19 protein-coding genes are annotated in these 17399 nt (G+C 60.2%); 11 read left to right on the top strand and 8 right to left on the bottom strand.

From position 1 onward, the window contains the following. Window positions 1-121 precede the first annotated feature (121 nt). A complete protein-coding gene (locus tag HXX25_RS10940; RefSeq protein ID WP_187165948.1) occupies window positions 122-667 on the top strand; it encodes an RNA polymerase sigma factor in 546 nt (181 codons plus the stop codon). After that, window positions 664-1029: a DUF6768 family protein gene (locus tag HXX25_RS10935; RefSeq protein WP_187165947.1), complete on the top strand. Its 366-nt coding sequence runs from the start codon at window positions 664-666 to the stop codon at window positions 1027-1029. Before HXX25_RS10940 ends, HXX25_RS10935 begins: the two co-directional genes overlap by 4 nt. A gap of 20 nt (window positions 1030-1049) precedes the next feature. Here HXX25_RS10935 and acnA read toward each other — a convergent pair whose 3' ends face one another. Continuing rightward, window positions 1050-3728 (bottom strand): aconitate hydratase AcnA, encoded by a 2679-nt coding sequence (gene acnA / locus HXX25_RS10930; protein ID WP_187165946.1) that lies wholly within the window; start codon window positions 3726-3728, stop codon window positions 1050-1052. A 154-nt stretch (window positions 3729-3882) separates the two neighbouring features. Here acnA and ccmA point away from each other — a divergent pair, with 154 nt between their 5' ends. The 6 genes from ccmA to HXX25_RS10900 are packed head-to-tail and all read left to right on the top strand — an operon-like array spanning window position 3883 to window position 7522. Beyond that, window positions 3883-4503, top strand: coding sequence for a heme ABC exporter ATP-binding protein CcmA (ccmA, locus tag HXX25_RS10925; protein WP_187165945.1), 621 nt, complete (start codon window positions 3883-3885; stop codon window positions 4501-4503). Then, a complete protein-coding gene (locus HXX25_RS10920) occupies window positions 4500-5165 on the top strand; it encodes a heme exporter protein CcmB (protein WP_187165944.1) in 666 nt (221 codons plus the stop codon). The genes ccmA and HXX25_RS10920 overlap by 4 nt, the downstream gene beginning before the upstream one ends. Before the next feature lie 28 nt (window positions 5166-5193). Next, window positions 5194-6063: a DUF3298 and DUF4163 domain-containing protein gene (locus tag HXX25_RS10915; protein ID WP_187165943.1), complete on the top strand. Its 870-nt coding sequence runs from the start codon at window positions 5194-5196 to the stop codon at window positions 6061-6063. Beyond that, entirely contained in the window at window positions 6064-6849 is a 786-nt protein-coding gene (locus HXX25_RS10910) for a heme ABC transporter permease (RefSeq protein WP_187165942.1), read from the top strand. It abuts the gene before it with no gap. Continuing rightward, window positions 6846-7004 carry a heme exporter protein CcmD gene (gene ccmD, locus HXX25_RS10905; RefSeq protein WP_187165941.1) on the top strand — a complete coding sequence of 53 codons (159 nt, stop codon included), beginning with the start codon at window positions 6846-6848 and terminating at the stop codon, window positions 7002-7004. Before HXX25_RS10910 ends, ccmD begins: the two co-directional genes overlap by 4 nt. Next, the gene (locus tag HXX25_RS10900; RefSeq protein WP_187165940.1) at window positions 7001-7522 is read left to right on the top strand and encodes a DsbE family thiol:disulfide interchange protein; all 522 of its coding nucleotides are present in this window, start codon (window positions 7001-7003) and stop codon (window positions 7520-7522) included. Before ccmD ends, HXX25_RS10900 begins: the two co-directional genes overlap by 4 nt. Here the strand turns inward: HXX25_RS10900 and HXX25_RS10895 are convergent. From HXX25_RS10895 to dapF, 6 genes are all read right to left on the bottom strand, one after another. Next, complete coding sequence (locus HXX25_RS10895) at window positions 7519-8082, bottom strand: MarR family winged helix-turn-helix transcriptional regulator (protein WP_187165939.1); 564 nt, start codon at window positions 8080-8082, stop codon at window positions 7519-7521. The genes HXX25_RS10900 and HXX25_RS10895 overlap by 4 nt on opposite strands. A 91-nt stretch (window positions 8083-8173) precedes the next feature. Further along, window positions 8174-8842, bottom strand: a complete 669-nt coding sequence (locus HXX25_RS10890; protein WP_187165938.1) for an inner membrane-spanning protein YciB — start codon at window positions 8840-8842, stop codon at window positions 8174-8176. Window positions 8843-8863: 21 nt separating this feature from the next. Further along, entirely contained in the window at window positions 8864-9709 is an 846-nt protein-coding gene (locus HXX25_RS10885; protein WP_233346651.1) for an EamA family transporter, read from the bottom strand. Continuing rightward, a complete protein-coding gene (ftsY, locus tag HXX25_RS10880; protein ID WP_187165937.1) occupies window positions 9706-10656 on the bottom strand; it encodes a signal recognition particle-docking protein FtsY in 951 nt (316 codons plus the stop codon). Before ftsY ends, HXX25_RS10885 begins: the two co-directional genes overlap by 4 nt. Next, on the bottom strand, window positions 10653-11960 hold the full coding sequence (gene mtaB / locus HXX25_RS10875) for a tRNA (N(6)-L-threonylcarbamoyladenosine(37)-C(2))-methylthiotransferase MtaB (protein WP_187165936.1): 1308 nt from the start codon (window positions 11958-11960) through the stop codon (window positions 10653-10655). The genes ftsY and mtaB overlap by 4 nt, the downstream gene beginning before the upstream one ends. Before the next feature lie 48 nt (window positions 11961-12008). Beyond that, on the bottom strand, window positions 12009-12812 hold the full coding sequence (gene dapF / locus HXX25_RS10870) for a diaminopimelate epimerase (RefSeq protein WP_233346650.1): 804 nt from the start codon (window positions 12810-12812) through the stop codon (window positions 12009-12011). 83 nt (window positions 12813-12895) lie between these two features. Between dapF and HXX25_RS10865 the strand changes: the two genes are divergently transcribed. Continuing rightward, window positions 12896-15118, top strand: coding sequence for a prolyl oligopeptidase family protein (locus HXX25_RS10865; RefSeq protein WP_187165935.1), 2223 nt, complete (start codon window positions 12896-12898; stop codon window positions 15116-15118). Window positions 15119-15172: 54 nt separating this feature from the next. On the opposite strand, the gene HXX25_RS10860 is transcribed toward HXX25_RS10865, so the two are convergent. Next, window positions 15173-16066, bottom strand: coding sequence for a hydrogen peroxide-inducible genes activator (locus tag HXX25_RS10860; protein WP_187165934.1), 894 nt, complete (start codon window positions 16064-16066; stop codon window positions 15173-15175). 132 nt (window positions 16067-16198) lie between these two features. Between HXX25_RS10860 and HXX25_RS10855 the strand changes: the two genes are divergently transcribed. Further along, a complete protein-coding gene (locus HXX25_RS10855; protein ID WP_187165933.1) occupies window positions 16199-16750 on the top strand; it encodes a peroxiredoxin in 552 nt (183 codons plus the stop codon). 81 nt (window positions 16751-16831) lie between these two features. Continuing rightward, the gene (locus tag HXX25_RS10850; protein ID WP_187165932.1) at window positions 16832-17365 is read left to right on the top strand and encodes a carboxymuconolactone decarboxylase family protein; all 534 of its coding nucleotides are present in this window, start codon (window positions 16832-16834) and stop codon (window positions 17363-17365) included. The last annotated feature ends 34 nt before the right edge of the window (window positions 17366-17399 follow it).

Genomic DNA, 17399 nt, shown 5'->3' with positions numbered 1-17399 from the left:
CTCCTGCCGCTGACCTGCGAATCACATGGCTGTGACGTGTCTGGCCAGAAAGTCGATCCGAATTGAACCTTTTCATGGTCAATAGCGACTAACCCTATAACTTTGCAAGCCGGAGACGTTATTGGCGCAGCCAACAGAATCCAGAGTTTTTGATGAACTCCTGCTGGTCCGGGCGCGCCAGGGTGACGGGCGGGCCGCCGAAAGGCTGGCCATACGATGGTATCCACGGCTCAGACGCGCGGCCCGCCGGATTCTCAGGGATGCCGATCTTGCCGAAGATGCCGTGCAGGAAACCTGGGCGGGTATCTGTTCAGGTTGGCTGGGTCTTTCAGATCCGCGAAGGTTTCCCGCCTGGGCCTATGGCATATTAACGCGAAAATGCGCCGACAGTTTGCGCCGCATCGTCAGGGAACGTGAGCGGCAGTCCGGTCAACCCGTGCCGGCAGAATCCGGGGGCGGTGCACCGGATGCCCGAATGGGCCTGAATGCCGCTTTTGCCAGCCTGCCGGGCGATCAACGGATCGCTGCCACACTCTTTTTCGGCGAAGGACTGACGCTGACCGAAATTTCTGCCGCGACTTCCGTTCCTCTGGGAACCGTGAAGTCGCGCCTTTTCCACGCCCGCCAGAAACTGAAGGCGGCCTTATCAGGGAGTGAATTGCCATGAGCAATTTCAATCAGAATCTCGAAAACGCGTTGAGCCAGGATGACGAGGAATTCCTGCGCAGCCTGGATGACGAGCCGGGCCTGTTTGTGCAAATGGGCAGTGCCTTTCACGGGCGGCTGAAATACTGGACGGCCTTTGCCTTTATCCAGTCGCTGGTTCTGTTTGGCGCGGCAATCTACTGCTTCTGGCAGTTGCTGGAAGCGGACAGTGTCCGGGAATCCGTCCTCTGGGCGACGGGTGTGTGGAGCACGCTGCTGGCGGTCGGTCTTTTCAAGATATGGTTCTGGATGCGCATGAATCATCTCGCCATGTTGCGTGAGATCAAGCGCATCGAGTTACATCTGGTCCGGGGCGCGGTCTGAGCCGCACCCCGGGATCCGGATCAGGCGACGGCCAGGCGCCGCAGCACGTAGTGGAGAATGCCGCCATTGCGGTAGTATTCCAGCTCATTCTCGGTATCGATCCGGGCGCGCGCCTTTACCGTCTCGCTCCGGCCATCCGGGAAAGTGATGGTGACGTCCAGTATCTGGCGAGGCGTCAGCGTTTCAATGCCCGCAATCGAGACCTGCTCGTCGCCCGTCATGCCCAGCTCTTCCCAGCCCGTGCTTTCGAACTGCAGGGGCAACACCCCCATGCCGATCAGATTGGAGCGGTGAATACGTTCGAAACTTTGCGCAATCACCGCCTGAACGCCCAGCAGACGCGTGCCTTTGGCCGCCCAGTCGCGCGATGAGCCGGTGCCATATTCCTTGCCGCCAATGACGACGAGCGGTGTGTCGTCGGTTTTGTAGTCCATGGCCGCCGAATAGATGTCGGCTTTCCCGCCTTCGGGCCATTTCTTCGTATAGCCGCCTTCCAGTCCGTCAAACATCCGGTTCTTGATCCGGATATTGGCAAATGTGCCACGCATCATGACCTGGTGATTGCCCCGGCGAGAGCCATACGAGTTGAAGTCCCGTGGCGCGACCTGATGCTCCTGCAGATAGGTGCCGGCCGGGCTGTCGGCCTTGATCGAGCCGGCAGGTGAAATGTGATCAGTTGTTATGGAATCGCCGAACAGGCCAAGGATGCGCGCATTGGAAATGCTTTTCGGCGCGGTTGCCTCCATCGACATGCCCTCGAAATAGGGCGGGTTCTGGATGTAGGTCGAGCCCATATCCCAGTCATAGGTCTGTCCGCCCGTGACCTCGATATTTGCCCAGATGTCATCGCCCTTGAAAACGTCGGCATAGCGCGAAGCAAACATGTCCGGCGTCACTGCGGTCCGGACAACGTCACTGATTTCCGCCGTGGTTGGCCAGATTTCCTTGAGGAAAACGGGCTCGTTCTCTTCGTCATAACCGATGGGGTCGTTCAGAAGATCGACATTCATCGAGCCGGCAATGGCGTAGGCGACCACCAGTGGCGGTGAGGCGAGATAGTTGGCGCGAACATCCGGGCTGATCCGGCCTTCAAAATTGCGATTGCCGGACAGAACGGATGTGGCGACCAGATCGGCTTCCTTGATTGCCTTCGAAATCGGCTCGGGCAGGGGTCCCGAATTACCGATACAGGTCGTGCAACCATAACCGACAAGCTGGAAGCCGAGCGTGTCGAGATCATCCTGCAAGCCGGCCTTGGCGAGGTAGTCTGTGACAACCTGGGACCCCGGTGCCAGAGACGTCTTGACCCACGGCTTGACCTTCAGGCCGCGCTTGATGGCGTTGCGGGCCAGAAGCCCGGCGCCGAGCATGACAGACGGGTTGGAGGTATTGGTGCAGGAGGTGATGGCGGCAATGACGACATCTCCATGGCCGATGGAGTATTCCGTGCCTTCGACTTTGGCCCGCTTGTGGCCTTCCGACAGCTTGTCGAATTCGTCATGCAGTACTTGGGCAAACGCATCCGATGCACCATCCAGCGGCACCCGGTCCTGCGGCCGCTTCGGTCCGGCCAGCGACGGCACAACCTCGGACAGATCCAGTTCCAGCGTATCCGTGAAAACGGGGTCTTCTGTATAGTCCGGGCGGAAGAGGCCCTGGGCTTTTGCATACGCTTCAACAAGCTTCACGCGTTCCGGGTCGCGACCGGTATCGGCCAGATAGGTCAGGGTTTCATTATCGATCGGGAAGAAGCCGCATGTGGCACCATATTCAGGTGCCATATTGGCGATCGTGGCCTCATCGGCGAGTGAGAGGTGGTCGAGGCCTTCGCCATAGAATTCAACGAATTTGCCGACAACACCGCGCTCGCGCAGCATCTGCACGACCATCAGGACAAGGTCGGTTGCGGTCGCGCCTTCCGGCAATTTGCCGGTCAGCCTGAAACCGACGACTTCCGGAATGAGCATGGAGACGGGCTGGCCCAGCATGGCCGCTTCGGCTTCGATACCACCGACGCCCCAACCCAGAACAGACAGGCCATTGACCATTGTGGTGTGGCTGTCCGTGCCGACCAGCGTGTCGGGATAAGCGATGGTTTCGCCGTTTTCTTCCTTCGTCCAGACGGTCTGGGCGAGATATTCCAGATTGACCTGGTGACAGATACCGGTGCCCGGCGGCACGACTCGGAAATTGTCAAACGCACTCGCGCCCCATTTCAGGAATTTGTAGCGCTCGCCATTGCGCTCGTATTCGCGCTCCACATTGCTCTTGAACGCGCCCGCCGTACCGAATGAATCAACCATCAGCGAGTGGTCGATCACGAGATCAACCGGCACCAGCGGATTGATGTTTTCCGGGTCGCCACCGAGTGCCTTGACTGCATCGCGCATGGCCGCCAGATCAACGACAGCCGGAACACCGGTGAAATCCTGCATCAGGACACGTGCCGGGCGGTAGGCGATCTCGGTTGTGGATTTGCGTTCCTTGATCCAGCCGGCCATGGCCTCGATGTCAGACCTGGTGACTGTGGTTCCGTCTTCGTTGCGCAAGAGGTTTTCCAGCAGCACTTTTAGCGAAGCGGGCAGTCTCGACGCGCCTTCAAGCCCATTGCGCTCGGCCGTCTTCAGATCGAAATACACATAGGTTTTTCCATCAACGTCGAGTTCGCGGCGGCAATTGAAGCTGTCGAGTGAAGCCATGGGGAGCATCCTTATCGGTTGGAACGCGAGCAAAAATCGCGAACGGGGGCATTTGTGTTTGCGGGCGTTTTAGACCTCGCCGCGTCTGGCTGCAATGCGGTCTGTTAGCCAATCTGCCTTGACCCCGGGGTCAGGCCGGGTGAAATCGCAGCGAATGACATTGCCCTCCTTTGATCCAATTCCGCTTTCCGTGACGGATGTAACGCTTGAACGCGGGGGTATCCCGTTAATTTCAGGCCTGTCGTTAAGTGTTGCGCCCGGCGAGGCGCTGGTTCTTCTCGGGCGAAACGGTGTCGGTAAAACCACGCTTTTGCGGGCGCTTTCCGGTGTTCTCCGGCCGGCAATGGGCGAGATTTTCTACGGCGACAGACCGGCGATCAAGGCAGCCCCGGCGGTCTGCGCGTTTCTGGGCCATGACAACGCCCTGAAGCCGGACGAAAGCCCGCGCCAATCGCTCTTGTTCTGGTCGGCATTGTCCGGGCTGACAGACGCCGTGCCGGCCGCCATGGAGCAGATGGGACTGAAAGCTCTGGCAGACCGGCCCGCGCGGCGCCTGTCGCAGGGTCAGAAACGCCGCTCCGCGCTGGCGCACATTCTGGTTCAGAACCGGCCGGTCTGGCTTCTGGACGAACCGGCGGCCCCGCTTGATTCAGATGGCCGGGACAGATTGTCCGCCGCTGTGACATCACACCGGAATCGCGGTGGGCTGGTGATTGCGGCCACGCATCAGGCGCTCGACTGGCCGGGTGCCCGGGTGCAGGAGCTGACGCGATGAGAGCTGCCACCGTCTTCTTGCGGGAAGCCCGGCTGGCGTTTGCCGGCGGCGGCGGACCCGCGGCTCCGGCGGCGTTTTTTATTGCCAGCCTGACTCTGGCACCCCTCGCGATTGGCCAGTCTCCGGCGACCTTGCAGGCGGCCGGGCCGGGCGTCATCTGTTTTGCGGCCTTGCTGGCCGTCTTGCAGGGGGCCGAAAAGCTGTTCGGGGAGGATGTGGCCGATGGCACGCTCGAAGCCTATGGTCTTTCGGGCATTCCCATGTCCATCATCGCGATTGCGAAGGTTCTGGGATCTGCCGTCGCCACGCTCTGGCCGTTGCCGCTTGTCGGGCTGGGCGGGGGTATCGCCTTCGGATTGCCGGTTGAAGCCGCCGGAATGCTGGGGTTGGCACTGGCGGCGGCGATTCCGGGACTGGCCTTTCTTGTGGCGATTGCCGCGGCGTTGTCGGCAGGCGCGCGGCGTGGCGGGCTGGTGATTGCGCTGATCGCCGCGCCGCTCGCCATTCCCCTGATGGTGTTTACCGCCAGCGCCGGCCGGGCCGCTGCGATCGGCGACGCCGCGGCGGGGGCCAATCTGCTCCTGACGTGCGCGGTCAGCCTGTTTTTAACCGCGCTCTCCCCCTTTGCCATTTCTGCCGCCTTGAAGGCGCGTCTGGAATAGACGGCTCGCCTGTGCTTCTATCGAAGGCATGAAATCCTTGCTTGCCTTTGCCCTGTTGCTTTCCACGGTGCCCGCCGGGTTTGCGCAGACCGGAAGTACGGCCTCTGTGCCGGAAGAAACGGAAACCCTTCCGCCGGATGAAGTTATCGAAGACACGCTTCCCGGCGTCTATTCCGTGACGATCACCCTGGATCACCGCCTGGAAAATTATCCTGGCATCATGAATGCGCTACGCGAGGCGGAATTGTCAGGCCTGGCAGAGTTTGCAGCGCTCGCGGTCAATGACCATCGCAGCTGGATCGACGAATCGCCGGACTGGAGCTGGAATGCGTATTTCAGTGAAACCGACATTTCGATCACTTTTGCCAATGAAGACGTCATCAGCCTTGATCGCCAGTCTTCCTACTACACCGGCGGCGCGCACCCCAATCAGGGCCGAAGCCCGATCGTCACGCGCGCTGACAGTCTGAACCCGGCCGGACTGGACGATTTGTTTGCGGAAACGGCTCCGGATTCTCCGGCGCTGACGGCTTTATTCTATGCCGTCTATCGCGAATTGATGGCACTCAAGCGTGAACGCCTCGGCGCGGATTTCGACGAGGCCATGGAGCGCGAAACATGGCTGGCACCGCTGGCGCCGGAAGTTGACGCCTTTCCGGGCTTTGTCCTGATCGCCAATCAATCGGGCGAAGCGGCGGGCGGGTTGATGTTCCACTTCGAGCCCTATGAAGTCGGATCCTATGCCGAAGGCGGTTATGACGTCCCCGTACCCCTGTCCGTTTTTGAGGCCTATCTGACCGGGGAATGGGCGGATGTCTTTGACGGTGCGCCCGCACAGGCGGTTCTCACCGAAGCCGGCGACGCGCTGGAGCCGATTATTTCTGAAACCGGAGACTAGATGCGGCCATCTGGCGCTTGCCCGCCGGAGCAGGGCAGGCTAACGCATTTCACCACCATGTTCAGCTATCTCGCCAACCCGCAACGATTCGAAAAATTTGCCCGCATCGCCATTCCGGCATGTGGGGGGCTGGCTCTGGTTTTGATCCTTGCGGGCCTCTGGTTTGGCCTGTTTGCGTCACCGGTAGATCGCTATCAGGGCGACACGATCCGCATCATGTATGTCCATGTGCCGGCCGCCTGGCTCGGGCTGGCCCTCTATTTTGCCATGGGCGGGGCCAGTTTCATCTTCTTCATCTGGCGGCATAATCTGGCGGATGTGGCGGCGGAATCCATCGCGCCCATCGGGGCGGTATTTGCCGGGCTTTGTCTGATAACCGGCTCGCTCTGGGGCAAGACCACGTGGGGGACGTGGTGGGTGTGGGATGCCCGGCTGACGTCGATGCTGATCCAGTTTCTGCTGTTTCTGGGATATATTGCGCTTCGCGCCGCGATTGAAGATGAACGTCTGGCGGCGCGGTCAGCGGCCATTCTGGCCATGGTGGGTCTGGTCAATCTGCCCATCGTCCGCTTTTCGGTGGAATGGTGGGACGGCATATTGCATCAGGGTGCAACGGTTTTCCGGGCCGACGGACCAGCCATTCATGGCAGCCAGCTTTTGCCGCTGGCATTGATGGCGGTCGGATTCACTTTTCTGGCCGGCTGGATGGTGCTGTACCGGATGCGCAGTGCGATCATGGCGCGCAAGGCCGCCAACCTTCAGCGGATACGGGAGGCGCGCGCATGAGCGGAGTGATCGAACCCGGTGCCTATATCGAATTTGTCTGGGCCTCCTATGCGCTGACGGCGCTGGGCGTGGCCGGGCTTGTTCTGTTTATTCTCAATGAGCGGTCCTCGGCGCGGCGTCATCTTCAGCGTGAGCAAGACGAGGCCGGGGAATGAACGGGTTGCGGCTGGTTCCGGTCGTCATTCTGTTCGGCCTGGCGGGCGCTCTGGCCTATGCGCTTCTGACCCGGACAGAGGGCAATCAGACAGATCGTTTTGTTGGCGACCCTGTTCCGGATTTTACGCTGGAGGCCGTCGAAGGCCGCGCGGGCTTTGCACCGTCCGATCTCGCTGGACAGGCCTATCTCCTGAACGTCTGGGGGTCGTGGTGTCCGCCGTGTGAAGTCGAGCATCCGGTATTGCTGGATCTGGCAGAGGCGGGTGTGCCGATTTACGGCATTGCCTGGCGCGATACGGACGAGAATGCCAACGCCTTTCTGGCGCGATTGGGAAACCCGTTTTCGGGCGTTGTCATGGATCCGTTCGGATCCGCTGTCATTGATCTCGGCGTCACCGGTGCACCCGAAACCTTTGTCGTAGGTGCGGATGGCATTATCCGGGCGCGCTGGGCGGGGCCGCTGACGGATGATGTGGTGCGGCGGGTTATCCTGCCCGCGCTGGAGGAAGGCCGCTAGGCGTCCTTGCTCTTCTTTTTCTTTTTGGCCTGCTTTTTCGCTTTCTTCTTGGCTTTCTTCTTGGCCTTTTTCTCGGCGTCCTTGAGCTTTTTCAGCTCGGCCTTGGCCTTGGCCTCGTCCTCTTCAATCGTCATCGCGATGCGGAGCAGGGTCACGAGAAAGCTGGCGCGCTTGTTTTTCGGCAATGACGACAGGATGGCCTCGTCTGCGAGGCGGGCCCCTGCGAGCGCCCGCTCATACATGCCCCGCCCATCATCCGTCAGGAAAATGGCATTGGCCCGCGCGTCGGCGGCCACGGATTCGCGGCGTATCAGGCCCTTTATGGCCATACGCGCGACGAGTTCTGCCAGGGTTGAGCGATCAATACCGGTTTCGCGGACAAGATCGGTCTGGGTCAGGCCCTCATTGGCCGCTGTGGACGCCAGAACCGCAAACTGGCGCTGGGTGAGCTTGTCCCCGGCGGACAGATTCTTGGAAAACCGCTCAGCCGCGAATTGCTGAGCCCGGTGCAGCAAATGACCGGGCGATTCGGACAGATCGAATGTATTGTCGTCCGCCATGTCTGGCCCCCCACTGCTTCAAGGCTGACGCAACTTAACGCAAGCGTGTCACGGATCAATGACAATGATCCGGATACGGAGTGTGGCGCGTTCAGGCGTTGTCTGGCGCGGCCTCATCGGCATTGGCGTCGTCATCGTCGGTCTGATGCCTGAGGGCAATCGGGATGTTGGCCAGCGCAAAGACGAAGGTCAGCGCCATGATTCCCAGCTTGCCGTTGGCCCAGAGGCTTTCGCTCCAGGCGAGTTGCGGGAACCAGCGGGCACTTTCCACGACAACGGAATCATTGATGTGGCGCCAGAGGAATTCATTGATCAGGGCGAGGATCTGGAAAAACAATGCCCAGCGCACGGCCAGAATCCACCAGATCCGTTCGGGCAGGGTAAAGACAGAACCGAAAAGCGCTTTCCAGACATTGAAGCCGAAGGCGAAGCTGCCGAGGATCGCGAAAGAGTAGAGCAGGTTGATAATCGTGGGTTTGATGTAGACGAAAATCGGGTCCTGCAGATAGATCGTCATCCCGCCAAACGACATCACGATCACCGCCGATACGACGAGCATGGGCGGGAAGCGTTTTTGCACAACCCCCGCATATCCCAGCGCCATGGCCACACCCGCCATGAAAACACCGGTAGCCCAGTAGATGGCCTGATCGCCGGCAAAATTCCGGCCGATATTATAGACCAGAATGAAGGCGATGACCGGACCCACATCGGTCAGCAATTGTGCGCCTTGCCCGGCGGTTTTCTTGACTTGACTCATACTTGCTATCTCCGATTCACGTCAGCCAACCTGAAGCAATACGAGGCCAGCGGCCAGAAAGATTGCCAGCAGGCTGCGTTTGATCCCGAAGGGTTCTTTCAGGATGAGCGCGGCGAGGATGGCGCCGAATACAACCGATGTCTCACGCATGGCTGCCATCGGCCCTATTGCGGCAATAGAAAACGCAAACAGCGCCAGGCCATAAGACGCCGCACCAAGGACAGCCGCAGGTGCGGCGCTGCGAAACTGCCGCCGGGCGAGCTCTGGCCAGCGCCGCCCGCGCCGGACCAGTGCAGTCACCAGAATCGGCAGGGCCGTGACGAAAGAAAACCATGCCAGATAGGTCAGCGGATTTCCGGTCGCCCGGACTCCCGAGGCGTCGTTGACCGAATACAGAGCCGTCATCAGCGCAGCGAGCGCGGCAAATGCCAGCGCAGTGACTTTCGGTGCCTTGCTGCGATCCGGCCAGGCAAAACCGATAATGGTTGCCGAGGCGAGTGCCAGTCCGCCGATCTGCAGCATGGACAGGGCTTCACCCAGGATGAAGAAGGCAAAGAGCGCCGCCAATGCCGGTGCGGCACCGCGCATGACCGGATAGACCAGATTCATGTCGCCGCGTTCAAAGGCGGAGATCATCGACATCTGGAAAACGAAATGCAGCCCCATACCCATGATCAGAAAGGGCCATGCCTCCGCGGGTGGTGGCGGCAGGAGGAAGAGAAGCGGTAAAAAGAGGACCGCGCTCGTCGACATCATCACCGAACGGAAGACCAGCTTGTCCGATGAGGATTTGGTCAGCATGCCCATCACTGCATGGGTCATGGCCGAGCCGAGCATGGCCGCTGCGCCGGCAATTTCGGGCGTCACGCCTCGTCAAGCCCCGCAAGCGCCCGTGCAAACGCGCGGGCGTCGAAAGGTTGAAGGTCATCAATGCCTTCGCCAATCCCGATGGCATGGATGGGAAGCGCAAATTTCTCGGCGACCTGAACCAGCGCGCCGCCTTTTGCGGTGCCATCCAGCTTGGTCATGATGAGGCCGGTCACACGGGCGGCCTCGAGGAAGGCTTCGGCCTGCGACATCGCATTGGAGCCGACCGTGCCGTCCAGAACCAGAATGACCTTGTGCGGGGCGGTTTCGTCCACCTTTCCCAGAACCCGTACGATCTTGCGCAATTCGTCCATCAATTCGGTGCGGTTCTGAAGCCGGCCTGCGGTGTCGATCAGGACGGCGTCCAGGCCTTCGCGGGTGGCGCGCTGCACTGCATCAAAGGCCAGCCCGGCGGCATCTGCCCCGAGATCGCGGCGCTCGACAGGTGCATTGGCGCGCTCGCCCCAGACGGCAATCTGCTCAACAGCCGCGGCGCGGAAGGTGTCTCCCGCGACCAGGAGTGGCGACTGACCGACGCGGGTCATACCCGCGGCGATCTTGCCCAGCGTTGTTGTTTTGCCCGAGCCGTTGACGCCCACAAAGAGCACGATTTCCGGCTTTGTCTCCCGGCCGATTTCCAGTGGCGATTCGAGCGGTAACAAGGTCTCTGCAATCGTCTCGGCGAGCGCGGTTCTGATCTCTTCGTCAGTGACTTCCCTGTCAAAGCGATCTCGGGCCAGCCGTTCGGTGACCTTCTGCGCCATCGGTGCGCCGAGGTCGGCGGCAATCAGCGCGTCCTCAAGGGCCTCCAGCGTTTCGGCATCGAGCTTCTTCCGGGTGAAAACGGCCGTGACGCTTTCCGTGATTCCGCTCGACGACCGGCGCAGGCCGGCGGCCAGCCGGGAGAAGAAGCCCTTTTTCTTTTCCGGGGTTTCGCCGTCACTCATGCCGGTTCTCCTTCAAGCACCTTGCCATTGTGGCCGGTTATCCGGATGGGCAAAATCGCGCCGTTTCTGGGCGTCGTGCCGGCCAGACTTATGCCCGCAAAATTCGGAGCACGGGCAAAGCCGGGCTTTTCGATCAGACCCTGCTGGATCGATCCGGTCATGCCGTTCAAATGCCTGATCAGAGCAAGGCCGGCCTTCTCGCGCAGCCGTGCGGCGCGATCCTTGATGATGTTCCGGTCAAGCTGCGGCATGCGCGCGGCCGGCGTGCCGGGGCGCGGCGAATACGGGAAGACGTGCAGATAAGCGAGATCACACTCATCGACGAGGCGCAGCGAGTCTTCGAACATCTCTTCGGTTTCGGTCGGGAATCCGGCGATGATGTCCGCGCCGAAGGCAATGCCCGGGCGCGCGGATTTGAGCTTTTGGCACAAGGCGATGGCATCGGCGCGCAAATGGCGCCGTTTCATGCGCTTCAAAATCATGTCGGCCCCCGCCTGAAGCGACAGATGCAGGTGCGGTGCGATGCGCGGCTCGGAAGTGATCGCTTCAAACAGGGCGTCATCAATTTCTATCGCATCGATGGAGGAGAGGCGAAGCTGCGGCAAGTCCGGTACGTTTTTCAGAATCGCCTGAACCATCCGGCCCAGCTTTGGCTCACCTGGCAGGTCGCCGCCCCAGCTTGTGAGATCGACGCCGGTGAGGACGATTTCCTGATGGCCGGTGCTGACCAGCGCCCTGACCTGCTCGACCACATCACCGGCCGGCACAGAACGGCTATCGCCGCGGCCATAGGGGATGATGCAGAAGGTGCAACGGTGATCGCAACCGGTCTGGATCTGGACATAGGCCCGCGCGCGGCCATCCAGACCGTCTACCAGATGTCCGGCGACATCCTTTACCTTCATGATGTCGGAGACTGACTTTTTCTCTGCTCCGCCGAGCAGGATATGGGGCTGGAAGGTTTCGGCTTTCATCTTGTCCGCATTGCCAATGACGCGGGTGACTTCCGGCATGCGGGCGAATTCGTCCGGATTGATCTGCGCCGCACAGCCCGTGACGATGATGGGGGCGGCTGGATTGGCGCGCCGGGCCTTTCGGATGGCCTGGCGGGCGCTGCGTACGGCCTCGTTGGTGACGGCGCAGGTGTTGACGATGATGGCACCCTCAAGGCCGGCCGCGGTGGCATGGCTGCGCATGACCTCGCTCTCCCAGCTATTCAGCCGGCAGCCAAAGGTGAGAATTTCATTCCCGCCTGCTTGCGCCGGGGCCTCCGGCGGTGAGGTATGAATATTCTGGTCAGACATAAGCCTGCCTAAGTGGTGGAAAGCCGGGGTGCGGTCAAGCGGCGGGCCTCAGAGCGTGACGTCGCCTTCCAGCTCCACCGGCCCTTCGAGCCAGACATGATTGTTTTCTTTCCAGTCTATGGCGAGATCGCCGCCATCCACCGAGACATGACATTGACGGTCGAGCCGGCCTTTTCGATGGCCCGCGACGATGGCTGCGGCCGCTCCGGTTCCGCACGCCCGGGTGAGCCCGGCTCCACGCTCCCAGACGCGCAGGCGGATATGCGTCCGGTCCCGGATCTGCATGAAGCCGGCATTGACGCCGTCCGGAAATAGCGGGTCGTATTCCGCCATCGGTCCGAGCACTTCTACCGGCAGTCCGGTCAGATCCGGAACGTCAAAGACAATGTGGGGGTTTCCCATCGAGACAGCGCCCGGGCGCGAGACGGTCAGGCCGCTAGCGGTGAGAGAATAGTCGAGTGCAATCGTGTCCATTTCCCGGGCAAGCGGGATATCGCGCCAGTCTGTCCGCGCAGGGCCGAGATCGACCGATACCCGATTATCTGCGGTCCGCCGTGCCTGCGTCAGTCCATAGGCGGTATCCAGCAAGGCTGTTGCCTTGCCGGACTCGCGCATCAGATACCATCCGGCGCAGCGTGCGCCATTTCCACATGCGCCGACTTCGCCGCCATCGCGGTTCCAGATGCGGTAGCGGGCATCGCCACTCTGGCTGGGCGCGAGCATCAAGACCTGATCGAAATGATGTGACTGGCGCCATCGCGTGATGGTTTCCGCGTCGACCTCGACGGGGCCCTGCCGGGCATCTATCAGGAGAAAAGCATTCCCTGTTCCGTTCATTTTCAAGGCGCGCATAGCAGTTTCCTTGCAGGGTTTAACTTGAATCCGCGGCCCCAAACGCTAGGGATAACTCCAACATTATCTGGGGAGCGATCCACATGCTGCAACGCCTTTTGACTGCAACCGCCGCCGGAGCCCTTCTGGTGGCCTGTTCTGCGCCGACAGCAGACACCAATATGACGGACACCGAAACCGATATGACGGATGCCGCAGACACAATGGAGTCCGGCGATACTGCCGAGACCCGCAATATTGTCCAGATCGACCCTGAAAACGATCCGCGTGTCTGGCTGGAAGAGGTTGAAGGCGAGCGGGCGCTGGAATGGGTGGAAGGCCAGAATGAGCGGACGTTTGATCGTTTGCAGGGCGATCCGCGCTATGATGAGCTCTATGAAGCGGCCCTGGAAGTCTATCAGAGCAATGACCGCATTCCCTACGGCTCCTACCAGAACGGCTATATCTGGAATTTCTGGCGTGATGCGACCAACACGCATGGCCTGTGGCGCCGGACAAGCCTGGAAAGCTATCTTTCGGACAATACCGAATGGGACATCGTTCTCGATCTTGATGCGATAGCGGAAGAAGAGGGCGTCAACTGGGTCTGGCAAGGCTCAAACTGTCTGAGCCCCGATTATAATCGCTGCATCATCACCCTGTCGGATGGTGGTCAGGATGCCTCGGTGCGCCGCGAATTTGATATGGAAAGCCGCTCCTTTGTCGAAGACGGTTTTGTTTCGCCGGAAGCCAAGGGCGGTATGAGCTGGGTCGATGAAGACACCGTCGTCTTCGGTTTTGCCACCAATGACGAGAATTCGACGACGTCCGGTTATCCGTCGGTTGTGTATCGCTGGGAACGCGGCACGCCGATGGAAGAGGCTACCGAAATCCTGCGCGGCGATCGCGAGGATGTCGGCCTGTTCGCCTTCCGGACGGAGGACAATGCCGGTAACACCTATATCATGGCCTCGGAGGCCGACACATTCTTCGAGACAACCTGGTGGTATTTGCCGGACGGAGCCGATCCGGTTTCCCTGCCCATTCCGGCCAAATCCTCGCTATCGGGCCTCTATAACAATCAACTCCTGTTCACGCTGGAAGAAGACTGGAACCGGGAAAACGGGGACAGCTTCCCGCAGGGCGCGCTCCTGTCATTTGACATGGGCGAGTTTGCTGCGACCGGCGAGATTGGCGAGGTCGCAACCGTGTTTGTGCCCGGTCCGCGTCAATCCATCGGAAGTGTGGGCATTTCGCAGAATACGGTGCTGATCCAGATTGATGACAATGTGACCGGACAGCTCTGGCGCTTTGATTTTGATGGCAGTGACTGGACGTCCTCGCAGATCGAGACGCCGGAAAATATGACGCTGGGCCTGTTTGGCACCAGCGTGCATCACGACCTTGCCTTCATGAACGCCCAAGGCTTTTTGACGCCCGACTCCATGTATCTGGTGGACGTCGACGCGGGCACGGTGGACGTCGCGGATTCCACGCCGAGCTGGTTCGATGCCGAAGGCCTCGTGGTGGAACAACTGGAAGCGGAATCCACCGATGGAACCATGATTCCCTATTTCGTGGTTCGCCATCGTGATACGGTCATGGACGGCACAACACCGACGCTGCTTTATGCCTATGGCGGTTTTCAGGTCTCCATTCAGCCGAGCTATTCAGGTGTTCGCGGCCGTCTCTGGCTGGAACGCGGCGGGGCCTATGTGGTGGCCAATATCCGCGGCGGCGGCGAGTTTGGGCCGGCCTGGCACCAGGCGGGCCTGAAAATGGACCGTCAGCGCATCTATGACGATCTGATTTCGGTTGCTGAAGACCTGATCGACACCGGCCTGACCACGCCGCGCCATCTGGGCGTTTATGGCGGATCCAATGGCGGCTTGCTGACCGGCGTCATGTATACGCAGCGTCCTGACCTCTGGAATGCCGTTGTTTCAGCGGTGCCCCTGCTCGACATGCTGCGCTTCAACCAGCTTCTGGCCGGGGCCTCCTGGATGGGTGAATATGGCGATCCGGGCGATCCGGACGAGGGCGGTTTCCTGCGCTCGATTTCGCCGTATCACAATGTCGATGCAGACGGTGATTATCCGGAGATCTATCTCTATACCTCGACCAAGGACGACCGTGTCCATCCGGGTCATGCCCGCAAGATGGCGCACCTGCTCGAAGAGCTCGGTCATCCCTATCTCTATTATGAGAACACGGAAGGCGGTCACTCCTCGGCCGCCAATCTGGCGGAGAGTGCGCGCCGCGATGCCTTGCTCTACACTTTCCTCACCCAGCAATTGATGGATGAGGACGAGCCGGCAGCGGAATAAGGCGCGACGCCATGAAACTGAAAAGCCCCGGATATAATTCCGGGGCTTTTTTTTCTAGACCAGCCCGTCCAGCGTTTTCGCGATCAGTTTGGCCTCGGCTTCGCGCGCCGAGCCCCTGCGCCAGGCGATGCCGATTTCGCGGCCGACAATCGCCGGGGTGAAAGGCTTGACCACAAGACCCAGCCCGTCGGTGACACCGCCCTCGACGGCCAGCCGTGGGAGCAGGGTGGCGCCGAGGCCGGACTTCACCATTTGCGCCAGCGTGTGCAGGCTTGTGGCGGCAAAGTCCGAGCGTGACGCTGCGGCTGTACACACCGCCAGAGCATGATCACGCAGGCAATGGCCGTCTTCCAGCATGAGCAGTTTTTCATTGCTGAGATCGCTGGCCGAAATTGTCGCTTTTTGTGCCAGCGGATGATCCGGTGCCGCTGCAAACAGAAATTCATCCGAACCGACACTGATCGCTTCAATTCCGGCCGCTTCATAGGGCAGGGCAATCAGGGCCGCATCCAGATTGCGGGAGCGCAAGCCCTCCAGCAGGCGATCCGTCAGGTCTTCCCGAAGGTAGAGCTTTAGCTTGGGGTGGGCGTTCGATAGCAGTGGCAAGAGTTTCGGCAGCAGGAAGGGTGCAATCGTCGGAATGACGCCCAGCCGGAACGGACCGCACAAGGGCTCTCCCGCCGCGCGGGCGGCCTGCACCAGATCCTCGGCTTCTGCCAGCGTCGAGCGGGCGCGATCCAGCGCGGCCTCGCCTGCAGGCGTGAGCGTTGCGCCTCTGGCACCGCGTTCCACCAATGTAACGCCGAGTGTTGCCTCCAGCTCCTTGATGGCAGCCGACAGGGTCGGCTGGGTGACATGGCAAATTTCCGCTGCGCGCGAGAAATTCCCTTCATCAGCAAGAGTGACAAGGAAGCGGAGCTGGCGGAGCGTGGGCAAGGGAATCGTCATAGCGCTATCGATATAACCTATGTCATACCCAAAAACAATTCATTGGATTTATGATCATCAAGCCCTTACCTCTGGCCCTGTCGATTGGGTGAAGAGCCCGAAAATCTGAAAACAAAAAACGAGGTCAGTACTATGATGGGAATTGGCGAAAAGCTCCCCGAATTTGAAATCACCGGCGTAAAGCCGGGCTTCATGGAGCATGAAGAAAACGGTGAAAGCGCATTCGAGGCTGTCACTCAGAACAGTTTTGACGGCAAGTGGAAAGTGATCTTCTTCTATCCGAAGGATTTCACGTTTGTCTGCCCGACCGAGATCAAGGCATTTGCCGATCTCAATGACGATTTCGCAGATCGTGACACAGTTGTCCTGGGTGGCTCGGCCGACAATGAGTTCTGCAAGCTGGCTTGGCGCCGCGATCACCCGGATCTTGAAAAATTGCCGATCTGGCAGTTTGCCGACACAACCGGCTCGCTGATCGATGCGCTGGGTATCCGTTCGAATGAGGGCGTTCCGCTGCGGGCAACCTTCATTGTCGATCCGGACAATGTGATCCAGCACGTCTATGTGACCAATCTGAATGTCGGCCGCAATCCGGAAGACACGCTGCGCGTTCTGGATGCGCTGCAAACCGACGAGCTCTGCCCCTGCAACCGTGCTGTAGGTGGCGAAACCCTGGCCGCGTAACCCATCGCGACCTGACCCGGGACGCGCCTGCTCTCCTCCCCCGAGGCAGGCGCGTCTTGGTATCCAACAAGGAGAATTCCCATGAGCCTCGAAACGCTCAAGACCGAAATTCCGGACTATGCCAAGGATCTGAAGCTCAACCTGTCGAGCCTCGCACGGGAAACCGTTCTGGACGATCAGAAGAAGTGGGGCACATTCCTCGCCTCCGCGCACGCTCTTGGCGTGCCGGCTGTCGTGCGTGCGATTGAGGCCGAAGTGGCCGACAAGCTGTCTCCGGAAGCCATATCCGGTGCCAAGTCTGCCGCCGCAATCATGGGCATGAACAATGTCTATTACCGCTTTGTTCACCTGTCCTCCGCCAAGGATTACAAGACCTTGCCGGCCAAGCTGCGGATGAATGTCATCGCCAATCCCGGCGTTGACAAGGCTGACTTCGAATTGTGGTCGCTGGCGGTATCGGCGATCAATGGCTGTGGTGCCTGCATAGACAGCCATGAGGCCGAATTGCGCCGGCACGGTGTGAGCGCCGAGCAGATCCAGACGGCAGTCCGGATTGCCTCGACCATCAACGCCATTGCGGCCGTTCTGGATGCTGAAAGCGCAATTGCGGCATAAATTCCGTATTCTGAATGAACCGGTTTTCTCCCAA

The sequence above is a fragment of the Hyphobacterium sp. CCMP332 genome, assembly GCF_014323565.1.
Lineage (GTDB): Bacteria > Pseudomonadota > Alphaproteobacteria > Caulobacterales > Maricaulaceae > Hyphobacterium.
The sequence above is the reverse complement of the archived record's forward strand: the minus strand, read 5'-3'. Positions and strand labels throughout refer to the sequence as shown.

Bases quoted from the DNA above. Each gene is read 5' to 3' on its own strand.
- mtaB (WP_187165936.1), bottom strand. From the start codon at position 11,960: ATGTCTGACCAGAATATTCATACCTCACCGCCGGAGGCCCCGGCGCAA.
- HXX25_RS10855 (WP_187165933.1), top strand. From the start codon at position 16,199: ATGATGGGAATTGGCGAAAAGCTCCCCGAATTTGAAATCACCGGCGTA.
- HXX25_RS10865 (WP_187165935.1), top strand. From the start codon at position 12,896: ATGCTGCAACGCCTTTTGACTGCAACCGCCGCCGGAGCCCTTCTGGTG.
- HXX25_RS10920 (WP_187165944.1), top strand. From the start codon at position 4,500: ATGAGAGCTGCCACCGTCTTCTTGCGGGAAGCCCGGCTGGCGTTTGCC.
- HXX25_RS10900 (WP_187165940.1), top strand. From the start codon at position 7,001: ATGAACGGGTTGCGGCTGGTTCCGGTCGTCATTCTGTTCGGCCTGGCG.
- HXX25_RS10860 (WP_187165934.1), bottom strand. From the start codon at position 16,066: ATGACGATTCCCTTGCCCACGCTCCGCCAGCTCCGCTTCCTTGTCACT.
- dapF (WP_233346650.1), bottom strand. From the start codon at position 12,812: ATGCGCGCCTTGAAAATGAACGGAACAGGGAATGCTTTTCTCCTGATA.
- HXX25_RS10850 (WP_187165932.1), top strand. From the start codon at position 16,832: ATGAGCCTCGAAACGCTCAAGACCGAAATTCCGGACTATGCCAAGGAT.
- HXX25_RS10915 (WP_187165943.1), top strand. From the start codon at position 5,194: ATGAAATCCTTGCTTGCCTTTGCCCTGTTGCTTTCCACGGTGCCCGCC.
- ftsY (WP_187165937.1), bottom strand. From the start codon at position 10,656: ATGAGTGACGGCGAAACCCCGGAAAAGAAAAAGGGCTTCTTCTCCCGG.
- acnA (WP_187165946.1), bottom strand. From the start codon at position 3,728: ATGGCTTCACTCGACAGCTTCAATTGCCGCCGCGAACTCGACGTTGAT.
- ccmD (WP_187165941.1), top strand. From the start codon at position 6,846: ATGAGCGGAGTGATCGAACCCGGTGCCTATATCGAATTTGTCTGGGCC.
- HXX25_RS10895 (WP_187165939.1), bottom strand. From the start codon at position 8,082: ATGGCGGACGACAATACATTCGATCTGTCCGAATCGCCCGGTCATTTG.
- HXX25_RS10935 (WP_187165947.1), top strand. From the start codon at position 664: ATGAGCAATTTCAATCAGAATCTCGAAAACGCGTTGAGCCAGGATGAC.
- ccmA (WP_187165945.1), top strand. From the start codon at position 3,883: ATGACATTGCCCTCCTTTGATCCAATTCCGCTTTCCGTGACGGATGTA.
- HXX25_RS10910 (WP_187165942.1), top strand. From the start codon at position 6,064: ATGCGGCCATCTGGCGCTTGCCCGCCGGAGCAGGGCAGGCTAACGCAT.
- HXX25_RS10890 (WP_187165938.1), bottom strand. From the start codon at position 8,842: ATGAGTCAAGTCAAGAAAACCGCCGGGCAAGGCGCACAATTGCTGACC.